General features: G+C 61.1%; 12 protein-coding genes. 3 read left to right on the top strand and 9 right to left on the bottom strand.

Going from position 1 to position 16,096, the window contains the following annotated elements; translation table 11 throughout:
• Entirely contained in the window at positions 1 to 2,304 is a 2,304-nt protein-coding gene (locus OVA24_RS04300) for an exo-beta-N-acetylmuramidase NamZ domain-containing protein (RefSeq protein ID WP_267673846.1), read from the bottom strand.
• Between the two features lie 276 nt (positions 2,305 to 2,580).
• On the opposite strand from OVA24_RS04300, the gene OVA24_RS04295 reads away from it, so the two are divergent.
• Both OVA24_RS04295 and OVA24_RS04290 read left to right on the top strand, forming a co-directional pair.
• Complete coding sequence (locus OVA24_RS04295; RefSeq protein ID WP_267673844.1) at positions 2,581 to 6,525, top strand: DUF7133 domain-containing protein; 3,945 nt, start codon at positions 2,581 to 2,583, stop codon at positions 6,523 to 6,525.
• Between the two features lie 91 nt (positions 6,526 to 6,616).
• The gene (locus OVA24_RS04290) at positions 6,617 to 7,180 is read left to right on the top strand and encodes a c-type cytochrome (RefSeq protein WP_267673843.1); all 564 of its coding nucleotides are present in this window, start codon (positions 6,617 to 6,619) and stop codon (positions 7,178 to 7,180) included.
• Here OVA24_RS04290 and OVA24_RS04285 read toward each other — a convergent pair.
• Both OVA24_RS04285 and OVA24_RS04280 read right to left on the bottom strand, forming a co-directional pair.
• A complete protein-coding gene (locus OVA24_RS04285; RefSeq protein ID WP_267673842.1) occupies positions 7,166 to 8,485 on the bottom strand; it encodes a hypothetical protein in 1,320 nt (439 codons plus the stop codon). The genes OVA24_RS04290 and OVA24_RS04285 overlap by 15 nt on opposite strands.
• A gap of 12 nt (positions 8,486 to 8,497) precedes the next feature.
• The gene (locus OVA24_RS04280) at positions 8,498 to 9,079 is read right to left on the bottom strand and encodes a hypothetical protein (RefSeq protein WP_267673840.1); all 582 of its coding nucleotides are present in this window, start codon (positions 9,077 to 9,079) and stop codon (positions 8,498 to 8,500) included.
• An 80-nt stretch (positions 9,080 to 9,159) separates the two neighbouring features.
• Here OVA24_RS04280 and folP point away from each other — a divergent pair, with 80 nt between their 5' ends.
• Positions 9,160 to 9,987 carry a dihydropteroate synthase gene (gene folP, locus OVA24_RS04275; protein WP_267673838.1) on the top strand — a complete coding sequence of 276 codons (828 nt, stop codon included), beginning with the start codon at positions 9,160 to 9,162 and terminating at the stop codon, positions 9,985 to 9,987.
• Positions 9,988 to 9,995: 8 nt separating this feature from the next.
• Here folP and OVA24_RS04270 read toward each other — a convergent pair whose 3' ends face one another.
• The 6 genes from OVA24_RS04270 to OVA24_RS04245 all read right to left on the bottom strand — a co-directional run bounded on the left by OVA24_RS04270 (position 9,996) and on the right by OVA24_RS04245 (position 15,887).
• Positions 9,996 to 11,048: an N-acetylmuramoyl-L-alanine amidase family protein gene (locus tag OVA24_RS04270; protein ID WP_267673836.1), complete on the bottom strand. Its 1,053-nt coding sequence runs from the start codon at positions 11,046 to 11,048 to the stop codon at positions 9,996 to 9,998.
• Positions 11,049 to 11,169: 121 nt separating this feature from the next.
• Positions 11,170 to 11,628, bottom strand: coding sequence for a YMGG-like glycine zipper-containing protein (locus tag OVA24_RS04265; RefSeq protein ID WP_267673834.1), 459 nt, complete (start codon positions 11,626 to 11,628; stop codon positions 11,170 to 11,172).
• Positions 11,629 to 11,663: 35 nt separating this feature from the next.
• Positions 11,664 to 12,494, bottom strand: coding sequence for a phytoene/squalene synthase family protein (locus tag OVA24_RS04260; RefSeq protein ID WP_267673832.1), 831 nt, complete (start codon positions 12,492 to 12,494; stop codon positions 11,664 to 11,666).
• A 4-nt stretch (positions 12,495 to 12,498) separates the two neighbouring features.
• Complete coding sequence (gene lepB, locus OVA24_RS04255; RefSeq protein WP_267673830.1) at positions 12,499 to 13,716, bottom strand: signal peptidase I; 1,218 nt, start codon at positions 13,714 to 13,716, stop codon at positions 12,499 to 12,501.
• A gap of 474 nt (positions 13,717 to 14,190) precedes the next feature.
• Positions 14,191 to 14,823, bottom strand: a complete 633-nt coding sequence (locus OVA24_RS04250; protein WP_267673828.1) for a PEP-CTERM sorting domain-containing protein — start codon at positions 14,821 to 14,823, stop codon at positions 14,191 to 14,193.
• 35 nt (positions 14,824 to 14,858) lie between these two features.
• Positions 14,859 to 15,887 carry a TIGR02597 family protein gene (locus OVA24_RS04245; protein WP_267673826.1) on the bottom strand — a complete coding sequence of 343 codons (1,029 nt, stop codon included), beginning with the start codon at positions 15,885 to 15,887 and terminating at the stop codon, positions 14,859 to 14,861.
• Positions 15,888 to 16,096 lie beyond the last annotated feature (209 nt).

Raw genomic sequence — 16,096 nt, 5'->3', positions numbered from 1 at the left:
TCACCGCGGATAGAGAAGATAGGGTGCGCGCACCGCGGAAAAGGCCCGCAACCCCGGCTCCCACGCCACGCGGATCTCATCCAGGCTCTTCCCCGCAAGGATCGCGTCCACCGTCGGGCGGTCCCCCGTCAGCTTGAGTATCTTGGAAATTCCCGCCTGTTTTCCGTAAAGCCGGTGGAAGGCCGAGGCCATCACCACCCCCAGGTCCACCGACCGGAATGCGTCACGGTTCGTGATCTGGATGCGGACTCCGCCACATTCCTTCCCTTTGAACACGCTGGCCACCGGGGTGTACCGGACAGGCACAAACCCGACGCCCGGCAGTCCGGCCCGGGTCAGTTCCCCCGCGAACTTCAGTTCATCGACATACGGCGCTCCCACCAACGAGAAAGGCGCATCCGTCCCCCGTCCCACGCTGATGTCGCAGAACTCCAGCAGCCCCACGCCGGGATAGAGGGTGGCAGCCTCCAGGCTCCGCATGTTCGGTGACGGGTTCCTCCATGGCAGCCCGCAGCGGTCATACCACTGCAGCCCGGCGCCTTCGCACTTCACCACCTCCACCTCCGCGCCGGACTTCCGCTCGCCGTTGATCATCAGCGCCAACTCCCCCACCGTCATGCCATGCCGCACGGGGATCTCATGGGTGGCGATGAAACTCCGCTCCTCCGTGAGCACCGGCCCCTCCACCGCCGGGCCGATGGGGTTCACCCGGTCCAGCACGATGAACTTCAACTTCGATTTCCCAGCCTGTTCGATGCAGTTCGCCATGGTCGAGATGTAGGTGTAGAACCGGCAGCCGATGTCCTGGATGTCGAAAACGAGCGCATCCAGGCCCTCCAGATCCGCGGGCAGGGGACTACGGGTTTTCCCGTAGAGGCTCTTCACCGGAAGCCCCGTTCCCTGGTCCTTCGTGTCGGTGATCTTCTCATGGTCCTGCTCGCCGCGGATGCCGTGTTCCGGGCTGAACAGAACCTTCAGCTCCACCCCATCCGCCTTGTGGAGCAAATCGATGGTGGACTTCCGCCCCCGGTCCTGACCCGTGTGATTCGTCACCAGTCCGATCTTCATGCCCTTCAGTCGGGCGAAGCCCTCGCGCTCCAGAACATCGATGCCGTTCAGGACCGGCACCGGAGCCACCGCCGGGGGCAGGTTTTTCTTCGGATCCACCGGCAGGGCATCCGGAACGTAGAGGAAATTGTAGTCCGCCACCGCCTGGGCCGCGAGCGTCCCCAGTTCCCGCTGGAGGAGGAGGGAGTTGCCGCCGGACGGATGGTTCCGGTTCGACAGGAAAATGATGAAGGTCCGGGAAAATGGATCGATCCACAGGCTGGTCCCCGTCCATCCGGTATGGCCATATCCGCCGATGGGCAGCAGGTTCCCCCGCAACCCGGTGTAGGGGGAGTCGATGTCCCATCCCAGGCCGCGCCGGGGGAGCCAGTCCGGCGTCTGCACGGAGGTCATCAACCTGACCGTTTCGGGCTTCAGGATGGTTCCACCACCGGAGAGCATCATCCGGGAAAACTTCGCCAGGTCTTCCGCCGTGGTGAAGAGGCCGGCGTGACCCGCCACCCCTCCCATTTTCCGGGCGGTGGGGTCATGCACCACGCCCCGCAGGACGGTGCCATCCGCCAGCTTTTCCGTAGGGGCGGTGTCCGCCGCCACCTTGGGCAGGTATCCACTCCGCGTCATGCCCAGCGGTGTGAAAATCTCCCGCGCGCAGAAGACCTCCAGCCCTTCCCCGGTCACCCGCTCCACAATGGCCCCCAACAGGATGAAATTGATGTCACTGTAACGGTAGGCGCCACCCGGAACATCCGTCGGCTCTTCTTTCCGGATCTCCCCCAAGGCCCCGGCCAGGCCGCTCCAGTCGCCCCGGGAGGAAATCCCCGCCCGCAGGCCGGAAGTATGGGTCAGCAACTGCCTCACCGTGATGGCCGCCTTTCCCCCCTCTCCCATCTCCGGCAGGTAGCTGACAAGTTTCTCCTCCAGGTCGATCTTTCCTCCCTCATGAAGCTTCATGACCGCCGTGGTGGTTGCCACCACCTTCGTCAGCGAAGCGGCGTCGAAAACGGTGTCCACCGTCATCTCTTCGCGCGCTGGCACAACCGCCCGTTGGCCGAACGCCTTGGAATGCCGTCCGTTCCTGGTTTCCAGCCACAGGACGCCGCCGGGGATCTTTCCTTCAGAGATAGTGCGCTCAACCGCCGCATCCATCTCTCCAAGCTTGTCCGGACGGAATCCGGAAGCCGGCTCCGAAGCATGGGCCAGCACCGATGACAGCAGAAGGAACAGGGAAAACCGCATGCTCCCGGACCTATCCGGAAGGTGGGTTTTCCCCAATCAAAATCCGCATCCGGCGGACAACTGAACCGGCAGAAGGAGAAGAAAACCAATCATCGCCGTCTCAGCCTTTCCGAATGCCCATTTTCCGGGAAATTTTGCGGAAAACGGCGAAGGTTCCGCGCTTTCCGCCGGTATAATGGGGCCCGGCAGCCTCCGGAACCCGCGATTCCGCCCCGACTCCCTCCTTGGCAACCGGGAAACGCGGCATTAGTTCTTCAACTCTCCAACCCATCCCGCATGAATCGAATCGTCAAATCGCTCGTCGCCACCGTGGCGGTCACCACCCCGCTGCACGCGGCCACCAAAGTTTTCCAGACCTTCAACAGCGACGGTTTCGATGACTGGAAATTTGAAGGCAAGGCCTTCGGTGTCGCTCCGGTTTCCGGCAAAACCCAGGAGATGAAGAGCGAGTTCAAAGGCTACTCCGGTGAGTATCTGGTCATCTCAGCCCATGGCGGCGATGACGCGACCGGCTCCCTGACTTCCGCGGAAATCACGCTTCCTGAGCCCTACATCGCCTTCCTCGTCGGCGGCGGCAACCAGCCTGGCAAAACCGCCGTCCAATTGCTGGTGGATGGCAAGGTCGTCCGCGAAGCGGTCGGCAAGAACGATCTGGAAATGCGCGCCACCGTCTGGGATGTGCGCGACTTCAAGGGTAAGAAAGCCCAGATCCGCATCCTTGATGAGGCGAAGGGAGCCTGGGGCATCATCGCCGCGGACCATTTCATTTTCACCGACTACCCGAACCAGAAGTTCCCCGCCAGCACCCGCGGCGGCAAAGCCTACTCCCCGGGCTTGGTCAACGACCCGAACATGCCCGGCGTGACTATCCCGGAAAACACGACGCTGAAGGTCATCGCGGACTGGAAGGATCAGAAAACCATCTCCCCCACCGCGCTCGCCGTGGACGAGCAGAACAACATCTTCATCTCGGAAACCCACCGCTTCCGCTTCGGCGTCCAGGACAACCGCGAGCACCTCTACTGGTACTTGGACGACCTGCAGAGCCAGACCACCGGCGACCGCCGGAAGATGCACGACAAGTGGAAAGAGAAAGTCAGCATCCAGTCGATGACGGAGAAGTCCGAACTCGTCCGCAAGCTGGTGGACAAGGACGGCGACGGGGTCTACGAGACCTCCACCGTCTTCGCGGATGGTTTCAACGACGTCCTCGATGGCACCGGTGCCGGCGTCTTCGCCTTCGAAGGCACGACTTACTTCGCTTGTATTCCCAAGATCTGGGCGCTGCGGGATGAAAACGGAGACGGCGTGGCGGACCAGAAAAAGGTCGTGGAAGACGGCTTCGGCGTCCGCGTGTCGATCTCCGGCCACGACCTCAACGGCTTCGCGCTCGGCCCGGATGGCCGCATCTACGGCACCTGCGGTGACCGTGGCCTCAGCTTCACCACGAAGGAGGGCAAAAAGTACCACTACCCGAACGAAGGCGTCGCCTTCCGCTTCGAACCGGACGGCACCGGCTTCGAGATCTTCCACACCGGTCTCCGCAATCCGAAGGAAATCGCCTTCGACGCGCTGGGCAACCCGTTCTCGGTGGACAACAACTCCGACCAGGGCGACGCCGCCCGCGTCGTCTATCTGGTCGAAGGTGGAGACACCGGCTGGCAGATGGAGCACCAGACGATGCACACCTTCCACCGCCAGATCGGTCTGGCCATCCACCCGCCAAGCCGCTGGATGGACGAAAAGATGTGGCACCTCCAGAACACCACGCAGCCTGCCTACATCATCCCAGCGGTCGCCCACCTCACCGCCGGCCCGTCCGGCCTCGCCTACCACCCGGGCACCGGTTTCCTGGAAACCGAAGCGAACCGTTTCATCATCACCGACTACCGTGGCGGCAGCACGAACTCCGGCATCTTCTCCTTCGAGATGAAGCCCAGCGGCGCGGGCATGGAGATGACCGACAACCGCAAGCTGGTCTGGGGTGTGGGCGTCACCGATGTGGAATATTCCTACGACGGAAAACTGCTCATCAGCGACTTCATGAACGGCTGGACCTCCCACGACAAGGGCCGGATCCTGGCTCTCAGCGCTGGTGACAAGACCTGGCGCGCGAAGGAAGCCGCCGAAGCCGGCAAGCTGATCAAGGAAGGCATCGACAAGCTCAGCGCGGCGGAGTGCCTCAAGCTGCTCCGCCACCCGGACCTCCGGGTCCGCCTGCGCGCGCAAATCGCGATTTCCCGGAAACCGGAAGCCCTCAAGACCTTCACCGACGCCGTTCTTTCCGTCGAACAGACCGAGCGCATCCACGGCCTCTGGGGTCTGGGAATCCTGGCCCGCCGCGGTGCGGTCCCCTCCCCCTCCAGCGATGGCTTCGGGACTCTGCCAGACATCCGTTCCAGGGTGACCGCCGCGCAGGTGATCGCCCGGTATCTCGAGAATGACGATGAGGAAACCCGCGTTCAGGCAATCCGCGCGATCGCCTCGGCAGGCGTTCCTGGAGATGAACTGCCACTCGGCGTGCTGACCAGGGACAAATCCCTCCGCGTCCGGGCTGAGGCCGCCATCGCCATCGGCCGCCTGGGTTCCATCGGCCAGTTCAGCACCATCTGTGAGATGCTCCGCGAGAACAACAACAAGGATGTCTTCCTCCGCCACGCCGGTATCTATGCGCTGGAGTTGCTCGGCCGGAAAGGAGCCCAGATCTTCGCGCTGAAAGATGACAACTCCCCCGCAGTCCGCCTCGCCGCAGTGGTGGCCCTGCGCCGCCTCCATGACCCCAAGGTCTCGCTGATGGCCCTGGACTCCGACCCCACCGTTTCCGACGAAGCCGTCCGTGCGATCTATGACAACGATCTGGTCGCCCAACGGCCGGAAGCCGCCAAGCTGCTCGACAACCTGGAGGCGCGGAAATGGACGCCATTCATGCTGCGCCGCCTGATCCACAACTCGTTCCGCATCGGTGACGCGCAGAACCTCCAACGCGTGCTGAACGTGGCGAAGAACGCGGACATGCCGAAGGAAGTGCGGGAAGAGGCGCTGCGCCTCATCTCCATCTGGACGGAGCCACACACCAACGACCAGCTCACCGGCAACTTCCGGCCGCTGCCTCCGCGTGACGTCAAGGACATCCAGCCGACGCTCAACGCGGCGCTGCCAGGTCTCCTGAAGCAGGACGGGTTCATCCTGACCGCCGCTCTCGGCTTCATGGAACACTACAAACTGGACACCAAATCGCTCGACGAAGGCACGCTCCGCAGCCTGATCACGAATGACAAGGTGCCTGCGGAGGCCCGGGCGAAGGGCCTGGAACTGCTTGCGGAGCGCAAGCCCGCCGATCTCAACGCGTTCCTGGCGAAAATCGCCACGGATCCCGCGAATGAAGTCGCTCTTTCCGCGCTCACCGGCCTTTCCAAAAGTGATCCCCAGGGAGCCATCGCTCCGCTGCAGACGGCTGCGGATTCCAAGAACGCCGAACGCTCCCAGAAGGCATGGACCATCCTGGCCACCATCCCCGGGACGGAAGTGGATGCGTTCTTCGTGAAGCACCTCACCGCCCTTCAGGCCGCCGCAGGCAAGTCCGCCTCCGCCATCGAACTGCTGGAAGGCGCCAAAACGCGCAAGGATCCCGCCGTCGCCGCCGCCGTCGCGGCCTTCGACAAGGCCATCGCCGGAAACGCCGACCCACTCACCAAGTGGAACATCGCCCTCGAGGGCGGTGACGCGAAGAACGGCTTCTCGCTGTTCTCGTCCCACCCGGGCGGCCAGTGCATGCGCTGCCACCGCGCCAGCGATGACAGCCACGCCGCAGGCGGTGAAGCCGGTCCGAACCTGTTCGGCATGGGCAAGCGCCACGACAATCACTACATCCTCGAAGCAATCGTCCAGCCGAGCGCGAAGATCGCTCCCGGCTTCGGCGTGGTCAGCGTGACGTTCAAGGACAAGACGACGCTGGGTGGCATGTTGGCCGAAGAAACCGCCGACCACCTGGACATCAATGTCTCCGGCAAGGTCTACCGTGTGAAAAAGGCCGATCTCGCCGAGATCCCGCCCGTCGCATCCGCCATGCCGCCGATGGAGTATCTGCTGAAACCGGCCGAAGTCCGCGATCTCGTGGCATGGCTCTCCTCACTGCAGAAGGAACCGAAGGCCCAGAAGCCGGGTCCGAAGCCGATCCCCTACGATCCGAAGAATCCTCCGGCGCTTCCGAAAGCAAACTGAGCTCCTGAAACAATCACCGGCCGGAGTCCGTTCCCTACGGACTCCGGCTTTTTCTTTTCCGCATCGCTTTCCACCTCCTCTTCGCTTCCCCGTGCCAAAAGCACTTCCAGCCCTCCTTCTGGCCTCCGCGCTATCCTCCATCCCTGCCTCCGGCAATGAGGGATTCTCCAAATACACGCTGTGCGCCGCCTGCCACGGTCAGAGCGGGGAAGGAACCAATCTGGGACCACCGTTGGCTGGCTCCGAATGGGTCAATGGACCCGCCAGGAACCTCATCCTGATCCAGTTGCTGGGGCTGCAGGGACCGATCAAGGTAAAAGGGGTGGACTATCACTTCCCCGGTGGAATGCCGGCGCTCGGCCACCAGTCGGACGAAGACATCGCCACGGTACTCACATTCGTCCGTTCGTCATTCGGCAATGATGCCCCCGCCATCACCGCCGCAGAGGTGGCGGAAGTAAGGAAAGACGCGGGAAACGGCCCGCTCACCGTGGCGGACCTCATCACCCCGTCCCCTACCGCCCAGGCCAAGCGGGAATCCACGGGCAGGTATGATGATCTGGAGGCCAGCTCCGGTCCACCGGCGTGGTTGTGGATCGCCATCGTGGCGGCAGCCGCCGGTGGAGGGATATTCGCCCTATCAAGGCGCTCCTGAGCCTTTCAGGCCGAGGGCCGTCTCCTTCTTCACGGTGTTGAGGAAACGGACCCGGTCATCTCCGACCCGCGAGACCATCAGGAACCGCTTGTTGAGCGCCTCCACCGGCTGGTCCAGCGCGGGAACATCCTCTTTCATGGCCGTGGCCGAGACGTGGTTCAAAGCCGCCTCCTGGAATCGGTCGGCGACCTCTTTCGACTCCAGGACGACGTCCCACACGACCGCGGACTGGGTCTCGCTCTCCGGGAAAAACAGATAGCGGTCGTTCTTCCAGCCGGATGAGATTTCCAGCGCGGCACCAGCATCCCCCAGAGCCTCCAGCCATAGGCGCAGGCCGAGTTCCCCGGCCCTGTCGCTCATGAATGGCTCCATCTCCACGGCGGGCATCCCTAGAAGCTCCGGCTCGTTGACGTCGGAACCCGGCATGAGGATGGCTTTGGTCGTCCGCGGCGGATTCCGCAATGCGTCCGCCAGCTTTTCCGGACCTTCGCCCTTCAGTGCGTTCACATAGGCCGCGCCATCCGTCAGGGGAAACATCGTCAGTTCCTGGATGAAGGGGGACAACTGGTCCATGACCCGCTCCGTCTCCGACGTATCCGCCATGGGAATGAAGCCGCTCATCCTCGCCTGCTCCGCGTAGTACTTCGCTTCGCTGGCGGAAGCCGCGCCTTGGTGCAGGGCCTCCCGGGCACGCGCGGCGTCATCACCGGGATACTCCGGCGGAGGAGGAAAATTCTGGTGGAGGAGGATCCTCACCACCACCCGCAGCAGCGCCGCCTGGTCCGGGACATTCTCCATCTGGAACCGGTCCGTCAGCCAGCCTTCACCCGTTTCACCATCGAACCAGCCGCGCGCGCCGACGGATCTCACCGCGGTGAGTTGCACCAGCAGCTTGTCCTCCGGCATCAACCAGCCGATCAAGCCATACGCCTCCTGGCGGTAGTCCAGCCCGCCCGGCCCGAAGCCACTCTCAAAGGATGCCGAGATCCTCTCCCGCAGATCATCATTGCTGATGCGGTGGACCACCGGGGTGGATTTGAAGCGGAGGCCGAATTCCTTTTCGACGCGGTCCACCAGTTCCTGGGGCACGGAGACTTCCCCTCCCCCTTGGGCAAGGGACCGCAGAGATTCATTCTCACGGCGGAGGATGTTGTTTTCCTCCGTGGCGATCCGGAGTTGGTTCTCAAGCCCGCCGGCGTCCCCCGCGGATCCACCAACCGCCCTCCACTGGAGTCCCTGGAAAATACCTCCGGCTCCGACCGCGGTGCCGATCAGAATGGGGAGCAGCGTCTTTGGAGAAAGCACGGTCTCTCCGGATCAGTTGCCCCTGCCCACACCGCGCGCATTCGGATTCGCGGGCCTCGCCGCCTTTCCATCATCGAACGGATTCGCGTCCAGAGCGGTGCTCTTCTCGCCGAAGACGTCTTGGAATTTCTTGCCGGGCAGGAGATTGATGGCGATGGGCTGGCCGCGGTTGCCCTGGGGATCAGGGAGGTAGATCAGGCGCTGGACCGGCTGTTCCTTTCCGGTGTCCTTGTTGATCCGCTTCACGCGGGAGTCGAACATGCGCTCCTCCAGAAGTTGTCCGGTCTCCCGGTGATAGCCATAGCTGACCTTGAACAGTTCGTTCTGCTGGCCGTCGATGATCTTGCAGCTCATCGGGTTGCCATGCACATCCATCCGGTAGATGGCGACCATGGCGAGGTTGCCGCCTTTGAAGGTCTTCTTGGTGAGGGTCCGCTTGTCCGCAGAGCGGCTGAAAATCGTCTGTCCGCCATCCTCGTTCTTCATCACCCGGACGTTCGGGCCATCGACCGCGTCCAGCTCGTTGGCGGATGCGTGGCCACCAAGCAGAGACAGGGAAACCCATACGATTTTCCAGTTTGCGATCCGGATCATGGCGGCCAGACTAGGCGCGCCGCTGCTGGACTGCAAGCAGCCAGTTCTAACACATGATCTGGAGAACACGCCGCCATCCCATGGACCTGAGCCGCCGCGGACGGATCATGGGCATCCTGAACACGACCCCGGATTCATTCTCGGACGGAGGTCTCAACAACGGCCCCGGCACGGCCATGGAGCACGCCCGGCGGATGATCTCCGAAGGCGCGGAGATCATCGACATCGGCGGAGAGTCCACCCGCCCTGGTGCCGCGGAGGTCCCGGAACAGGATGAAATCGCCCGGACGGCCCCCATCATCCGCGCGCTGCGGGCGGAATGGGACGGATGGATCTCCATCGACACCTCAAAGGCTGCCGTGGCGGAAGCCGCGCTCACCGCCGGGGCGGACATCGTCAATGACGTCTGCGGTCTGCGGGATCCGGCGATGGTGGCGGTGTGTGCCGCCAGCGGATGCGGCGTGGTGGTCATGCACATGCAGGGCCAGCCGCGCACCATGCAACTGGCCCCCACCTACGGGGATGTGGTCCGGGAGATCCGTGGGTTTTTCGAGGAACGCCACGCTTCGCTGACATCCGCCGGGATCCATCCGGAGGCACTCTGCTTCGATCCGGGCATCGGCTTCGGAAAGACCCTGGATCACAACCTGGCCCTGCTGCGTTCTCTCGGGGATCTGGCCGCTCACAACCGCCCGCTGCTGCTGGGGGTATCCCGGAAGTCATTCCTCGGGGTTCTGCTCGGTGAAACCGCACTGGAGGCACGCGAATGGCCGACCGCCGCGCTCACCTCGCTGGGCAGGGAAAAAGGCGTCCTGCTCCATCGTGTCCACAGCGTCAGGACCAACCTCGAAGCCCTGCGGATGACGGAAGCGATCCTCGGTGGAGGGCAGCTTCCACCGGCTGCCTGATTACCGGCTCAAGGATTCGGCTTGGAAGCGGGCATCCGGGTCACCGCGAACTGGTATTTGCGGATCGCGGTGGCAATGCCATTCGCCAGCGCGATCTGGTATTTTTCATTCGCGATCAGCCTCGCCTCATACGGGTGGCTCATGAAGCCTCCCTCGAAAAGGATGGCCGGGTGACGGATCCCGCTGAGCACGCTGAACCTCGCGCGCTTGATGCCGCGGTCGAAGGTGTTTTCCCGCAGCTCGCGGAGGATCGATCCATGAACGGCCGTGGCCAGGGCAATGTTCGCGGAGTCATGCTCATTGCCCCTGCGGGCGAACGCATCGCTCGATTTGAAGCCGGCTCCATAATGGGCGACTCCCGGTGGGGAAAGGGTGAAGGTCTCAATGCCGCGGGCGTCACGTCCACCGGAGTTGAAGTGCAGGCTGATGAAGATCGAGTTCTCCTTCACCGCGTTCGCGATCTCCACCCGTTCCTGCAGGGAATAATAGCGGTCGGTGCTGCGGGTGAGGATGACGCGGAAGCCCTGCTTCTCCAGCAAGCCTTTGATCCGCCCGGCAAGGGAGAGATTGTAGTTCGCCTCCGTTCCCAGCGGGTTTGTCGCGCCGGGATCCTTGCCCCCGTGTCCGGCATCCAGGATCACGGTCCTGAAGTCGCCCGCATTCGGGATGAAGTTGGGGCGCAGCACCGGCTCGATCAGCTTGATCAGGTCCATCTGCGAAATCAGGCCGAGGCTTCCCCCCGACTCCACATTATGGGTGAAGATGAACTTCACCTTGTTCAGCAGGCACTCCTGGGAACCGATCTGGAGCTGCATGATGATGCCGTTCTTCCCGGTCTTATCGAGCGACTTGAGGACGATCGAGTTGCCCTTTTTCTCCGCCGTCTGGAAGCCGTAGAACTTTTTGACGCTCTCGATGCTCACATAGTCGCGGCCCTCGATCTTGGTGACCTGCCAGCCCTGCGCCATCAAGGATGGCACCGCCAGCGCATAAGTACACACAGCCACGACCAACGCGAGGAGGCTGCGGAATGCAGGAAAAATACGGGGGCGGGATGCCATCTTACGGGGTTTTGACTCTTGCAACTCCGCTTTTAGCGGTTCGCACCAGCGATGACAACGGCTTTTCTCGCGCAGTCAGACGCTTCTCCGCCCACCGGCATGCTTGATCCGGTGAAACCGCTCAAGGAATGCGGAAAATTTTCCCGTTGGAAGGGTCCTTCGCAAGCTGGCCGGAACGGAAGCCGTCCACATCGATGACGTTGTACGGCGGATACGGGCTGATCACCCGCTTCGGACTGCCCGTCCGCTCCGCGTAGGGATAGTCCTGCCGGGGCGTGGAGCGCTCCGGAGGAGCCTGACGATAGTCGTCCCGGTAATCCCCACGATAGCCGCCCCGGTCATCATAGTAACCGTCTGGAGGCGTCGAACGGTTGCGGGCGTTCTCCTGGGCGGCGGTGATCCCGGTACCCAGCGCGGCACCGACGATGGCTCCGGTGGCGACATCGCGACGATCATTTCCCGCCAGCGCTCCCACCGCCGCTCCACCCAAGGCTCCCACGCCGGCTCCCTGTGCTTGGTACTGGGTGCAGGAACTGAGGAGCAGCGCTCCCGCCATGGAACAAAAGAAGATTTTTTTCATAATGATGAAACGGATGATTGCACAGATTATTCGATTCATCGCTTCCGTGCAATCAGATGCTTCGAAAGGATTGTCAATTTCCGCGCCTTGGAGATGGCGTAACGCTTCGCGAAAACCCGGAACCCGTCCGCACGCATCTTCACCAGCAGGGTGTGATAGATTTCCGCCATGATCCGGGCTGGGAGCAGCGACTCCCGGTCCATGGCAGGCAGGCATTCCTCCGCCTCCTTGAAATACATTTCCGCCCGCCCGGCTTCGTACTCCATCAGCGCGAGGAAGCGCCCATCATGGACACGCCCCACCAGATCCCGCTCCGTGTACTGGAAGCGAGAAAGGTCCGCCAGCGGCAGATAGATCCGCAGCCCGTTCGAAAGATCCTCCCCGATGTCCCTCAGGATGTTGGTCAGTTGCAGGGCATGCCCCAGCGCCACCGCATACCGGTCCGACACCGGATCCTGGCAGCCGAACAAGCGGACGGACACCAGGCCCACCGCGCAGGCCACCTTCCAGGTGTACCGCTCGAGATCTTCCCAGGTTCCGAAGCGCTGCGGCTTCAGGTCCATCTCGCAGCCGTCGATGATCGCCAGCAGCAGGTCGTTCGGAACATGGTTCCTGTCCCGCATATCCACGACCTCCCGCTCGAACTCCCCGGGCGCTGGAAATCCGTGTTCCAGTCCTTCCCTCCATCCCCGCAAGGCGGCGGAACGGGCGGACGCCTCCATCGCGGGATCATCCGCGATATCGTCCATGGTCCGGCAGAAGGCATAGAAGACCACCATGTCCTCCCGCCGTTCCCTTGGCAGGATGCTCAGCGCGAAAGCCAGATTTGACTTCGCACGGCGGGTGATCTCGGAGGAAACGGACACACTGTCAGTGGATGAGCCCCCAATGCCCCGTGGTGATCGGCCAGAGGGAGAACAACGCCGGCCCCACCAGGTTGAACTCCTTGACGCTCCCCCAATAGCGGGAATCCAGGGAGTTGCGCGTGTTGTCACCCAGGGCCGCATACTCGCGCATGCCCCTCGGCGCGTCCGCGGCCAGAGCCAGAGGGCTGGCGGAGTGACTGAGGTACTGCCGTGGCGGGAGACTCTGCCCCGGACGGACATCTTCCCCGCTTGCCAGGACATAGCCTACCTTCGGATGAGGTGGTGTACCGTTGGCCACCCGCTGGATGCCCGGCTCCTGCGCCACCTTTCCATCCACCAGCAGATTCGGGGTATCGATCGAAAGCGTGTCCCCCGGAACTCCGCAGAGCCGCTTGATGTAGTGGGAGCCGTCCGCCTGGTCCCCGCTCCGCTCGCGGATGCCCTTGATGCCGATGGTGTCGAAAACAAACACCTCGCCCCTCTTCGGCTTCCGGAAGTGGTAGGAGAACTTGTTCACCAGCACGAGATCGCCGGTATCGATGTAGCCTTCACACAGAACGGTCCCCTTGGGGAGGACCCCGCCATTCTGCCGGGCCACAACGGCTGCTTGGGCCAGACCCGCGCTCTGGCAGGGATTTCCCGGAGCCGGCAGCGGAATCAACGTGCGGTCCGCACAGACAATCGCACCACGGCTGAAAAAGTGGAACTTCTGGACATCCGTCGTCGCGATCAGCGAGCCGCGGTCCATGAAAAGCACCTGCTTGTCCTCCTTGTTCTCCAGTTTGACGTAACTCCTGCCACGGAGGACGAACTCCACCATCCGTTGCGGGAACGACGGCCATTCCTCCTGCTTGAGCGAGGTGCCGACAATGCCGTTCAGCGTCGGCTGCATGGATCCCGTCGGGATCCGGAAGGGTTGCAGGTAATAGGCCCGCAGGCCGAGCGCAATGACGATGGCGACGAACATCACCTCGACGTTCTCCTCCAGCCAACCCACCGGCTTCTCGTATTTCAGGGAATTCTCACAGGTCGCCCGGAGCTGTTTCCCGGCTTCCGCGGCCTTCTTCGGGTCATTCGCCTTGATCGCCTTCAGCAGATCGTCCAGCCGCGACTCGATCTCGTCCACCCGCTCCGGCTTCAGCAGATCCCGTTTGTAATTCACAAACTTCCGCCCGCCCTTCGCGAGCAGCTTCGCCTCTTTCTTCCACTTCGGCGTGAACATGCCCGGATTCTCAACGCTCGTTTCCTACCACGCAAGCAAGCAATGGAAACATCCTCTCCGCCTCTCCGAACAAGCTACCACCCCACAATCCTCGCGGAATAAGAGCATTGCATCAGCCCTTTCCAAGAAAAGCGAATCAAGCCCCACCCAACGCCCCCTACATTAGGGATGGGCAGTTCCCTGATACGTGCATTTTTCAACCGCAGATGAACGCAAAATCTTTGCTTTTATCTTACGCCTCGGACTTTTGGAGTCGAAGTTGCGGTTCGGACCCGGGTTTTAGATCCATCCTGACGTTCATCTGCGTCCATCCCGTTCATCTGCGTCCATCCCGTTCATCTGCGGTTGGATTTCTCCCGAATGTAGGACCCCTGAGCCTCACCCAAATCCCAATGCCCCCGGCACACTCTTCCCTCAAAAACAAAAAAGGCGGGCCGAAGCCCGCCTTTTGAGATTTGTTCAACGCTTCCGCAATCAGCGGCGGCGGCGAAGGAGACCAAGGGCACCAAACGCACCGAGAAGCATTGTGGATGGCTCGGGAATGAATGTAATGCCCGTCGCAGCTCGGATCGGATCTGCGCCAATGAAAACATCATCGACAGTCACGACGTTACCAGCATCGGCAGGAAGAACAAATTCCGAAGAAGAAAGCACCCCAGCAGTTTTGGTAACGGAGTCAAACCAGATAAGCTGGAAGGTCTGTCCTGCCAGAATACCATTGGTGTAATTGACCGTGATAGCAGAAACACCACCAGAAGTTCCTGTCGTACCTCCAACATCAGTGAAGGCACCACCGAAGCTTTGATCAGCAGTGAACGTATCAGCAAACACAACGATTGCGTCAGTTGCAGCGCCTCCAGCCGTGAGTGCCACTACAGCACTGAAAGTCGGAACGATAGGATCAAAGGTGGTCTGTGAAAGGGAGCCACCATCTTTATCGATGATGATGCCCCAAAAGAGACCGTTTGTCGCAGCCACACCTGCAGCGTTGGAGAGGTTCGAGGAAATGCCACCGGAGAATGCTTCATTGAATTGGAACACCGTCGCAGCACTTGCAGCACTCCAACCGGCCATCAGACCGAACGTCGTAATAAGCAACTTTTTCATAGTTTTCGAAAAATTGTGATCAAATTTGCGCTTCTTTAGAGAGAAGGGAGATAGGCCTGAGAACTAGACCATTCTCGAATTCCTTGAGGCGTGGATGCTGCGGCACGATAAACGTATCCACGACCGCCAACCAGTTCATATGTGTTTTGGTTTCCAGTGAGAGGACCAAAGGTACCCACCCAAGCTGAACCGGTAAAGGTCATAATCTGACTCGGAGCCTTATTGCGACCTGTTACAGCATTATCATAGATGAAAAGCTGGTCACCGGCAGCATTTCCCAAGCCACTTGCGAGCAAAGGCTGATTCACAGGACTTGTATAAGCGATCCGAATATCTTGGGCAGTTCCTGCCGCACTAAGCTTGGAGAGCGTTGTGCGATGCTTGAAAGTCGGAACCTCACCACTGAGAACGAGATTAGTTACAGGATTCGCACCTGTTCGAAGAACCAGTGATTCAGTCGGATAAACGATGAAGTTATCAGCGGTTCCCGTACCGCCAAGGGTAAACACCCAAGTTGTACCCGTAGATGCCATAATGTGAGTGGGCGAAACGTTGATACCAGCAGCAGTTCCGGCATAAGCAAACAACTGAGTTCCTGGAGGAACAGAAGCAGGACTGATGAAGGATTTGACCGTCCAAGCTGGGATGATTTTCAACTTATCGCCAGCGGCAAGACCACTGAGAGTACCGTCAACCACCGTTACCGTCAGGGAGCTTCCGGAACTCCCAGTAATGATCGCACTCAGACCTTCTTGGGCTCCGCTAGCCGAGTATAGCAAATAAGGCTTGGAAGCATCCGAGGTCCACTGAGTAGAGGTCCAACCCTGCGCCCCGGACACCTCGATAGTATTACCAGAAACACTCGCCACCAACCCGGCAAATTCAGCCGAACGAAGGAGAGGACTGGAAACTACAACGTCAGTGTTTGCTGGAACTGCAGTGGCCGAACCTTGGTTGCCAAGAGTGATATAGCCGACTGGTCCAGTCGTCGCCGTCGTCTGGGCGGTGGCCACACCTGCAGCCATTGCCGCGGCCAGGAGGGAATATGAAAGGATTGATTTCATGTGCGGATGATTTCGAATGTGAGAGGGAGTTTGTCGAGTTCTAAGGGTTTTTTGGGCCGTGACGTTTTCGTAAACTATCCTAGCCGCAATGAAGCTTTCGCCAGTTACCATGCAGGGGGCATCCCTCGGCAGCAAGTAAAAAATTGAAGACCACGGCGGTATTTTTCAATTTTTCGCCGCAGAACTCACTCCATTCAATTCATTGAACA

Origin of the sequence: Luteolibacter sp. SL250, from assembly GCF_026625605.1 — a bacterium.
GTDB lineage: Bacteria > Verrucomicrobiota > Verrucomicrobiia > Verrucomicrobiales > Akkermansiaceae > Luteolibacter.
This window is presented reverse-complemented; position numbering and strand designations above follow the sequence as displayed.

What these genes read in the sequence shown, in the direction of transcription:
- OVA24_RS04300 (WP_267673846.1), bottom strand. Translation starts at nt 2,304, where the DNA reads ATGCGGTTTTCCCTGTTCCTTCTGCTGTCATCGGTGCTGGCCCATGCT.
- OVA24_RS04295 (WP_267673844.1), top strand. Translation starts at nt 2,581, where the DNA reads ATGAATCGAATCGTCAAATCGCTCGTCGCCACCGTGGCGGTCACCACC.
- OVA24_RS04280 (WP_267673840.1), bottom strand. Translation starts at nt 9,079, where the DNA reads ATGATCCGGATCGCAAACTGGAAAATCGTATGGGTTTCCCTGTCTCTG.
- folP (WP_267673838.1), top strand. Translation starts at nt 9,160, where the DNA reads ATGGACCTGAGCCGCCGCGGACGGATCATGGGCATCCTGAACACGACC.
- OVA24_RS04270 (WP_267673836.1), bottom strand. Translation starts at nt 11,048, where the DNA reads ATGGCATCCCGCCCCCGTATTTTTCCTGCATTCCGCAGCCTCCTCGCG.
- OVA24_RS04265 (WP_267673834.1), bottom strand. Translation starts at nt 11,628, where the DNA reads ATGAAAAAAATCTTCTTTTGTTCCATGGCGGGAGCGCTGCTCCTCAGT.
- lepB (WP_267673830.1), bottom strand. Translation starts at nt 13,716, where the DNA reads ATGTTCACGCCGAAGTGGAAGAAAGAGGCGAAGCTGCTCGCGAAGGGC.
- OVA24_RS04250 (WP_267673828.1), bottom strand. Translation starts at nt 14,823, where the DNA reads ATGAAAAAGTTGCTTATTACGACGTTCGGTCTGATGGCCGGTTGGAGT.
- OVA24_RS04245 (WP_267673826.1), bottom strand. Translation starts at nt 15,887, where the DNA reads ATGAAATCAATCCTTTCATATTCCCTCCTGGCCGCGGCAATGGCTGCA.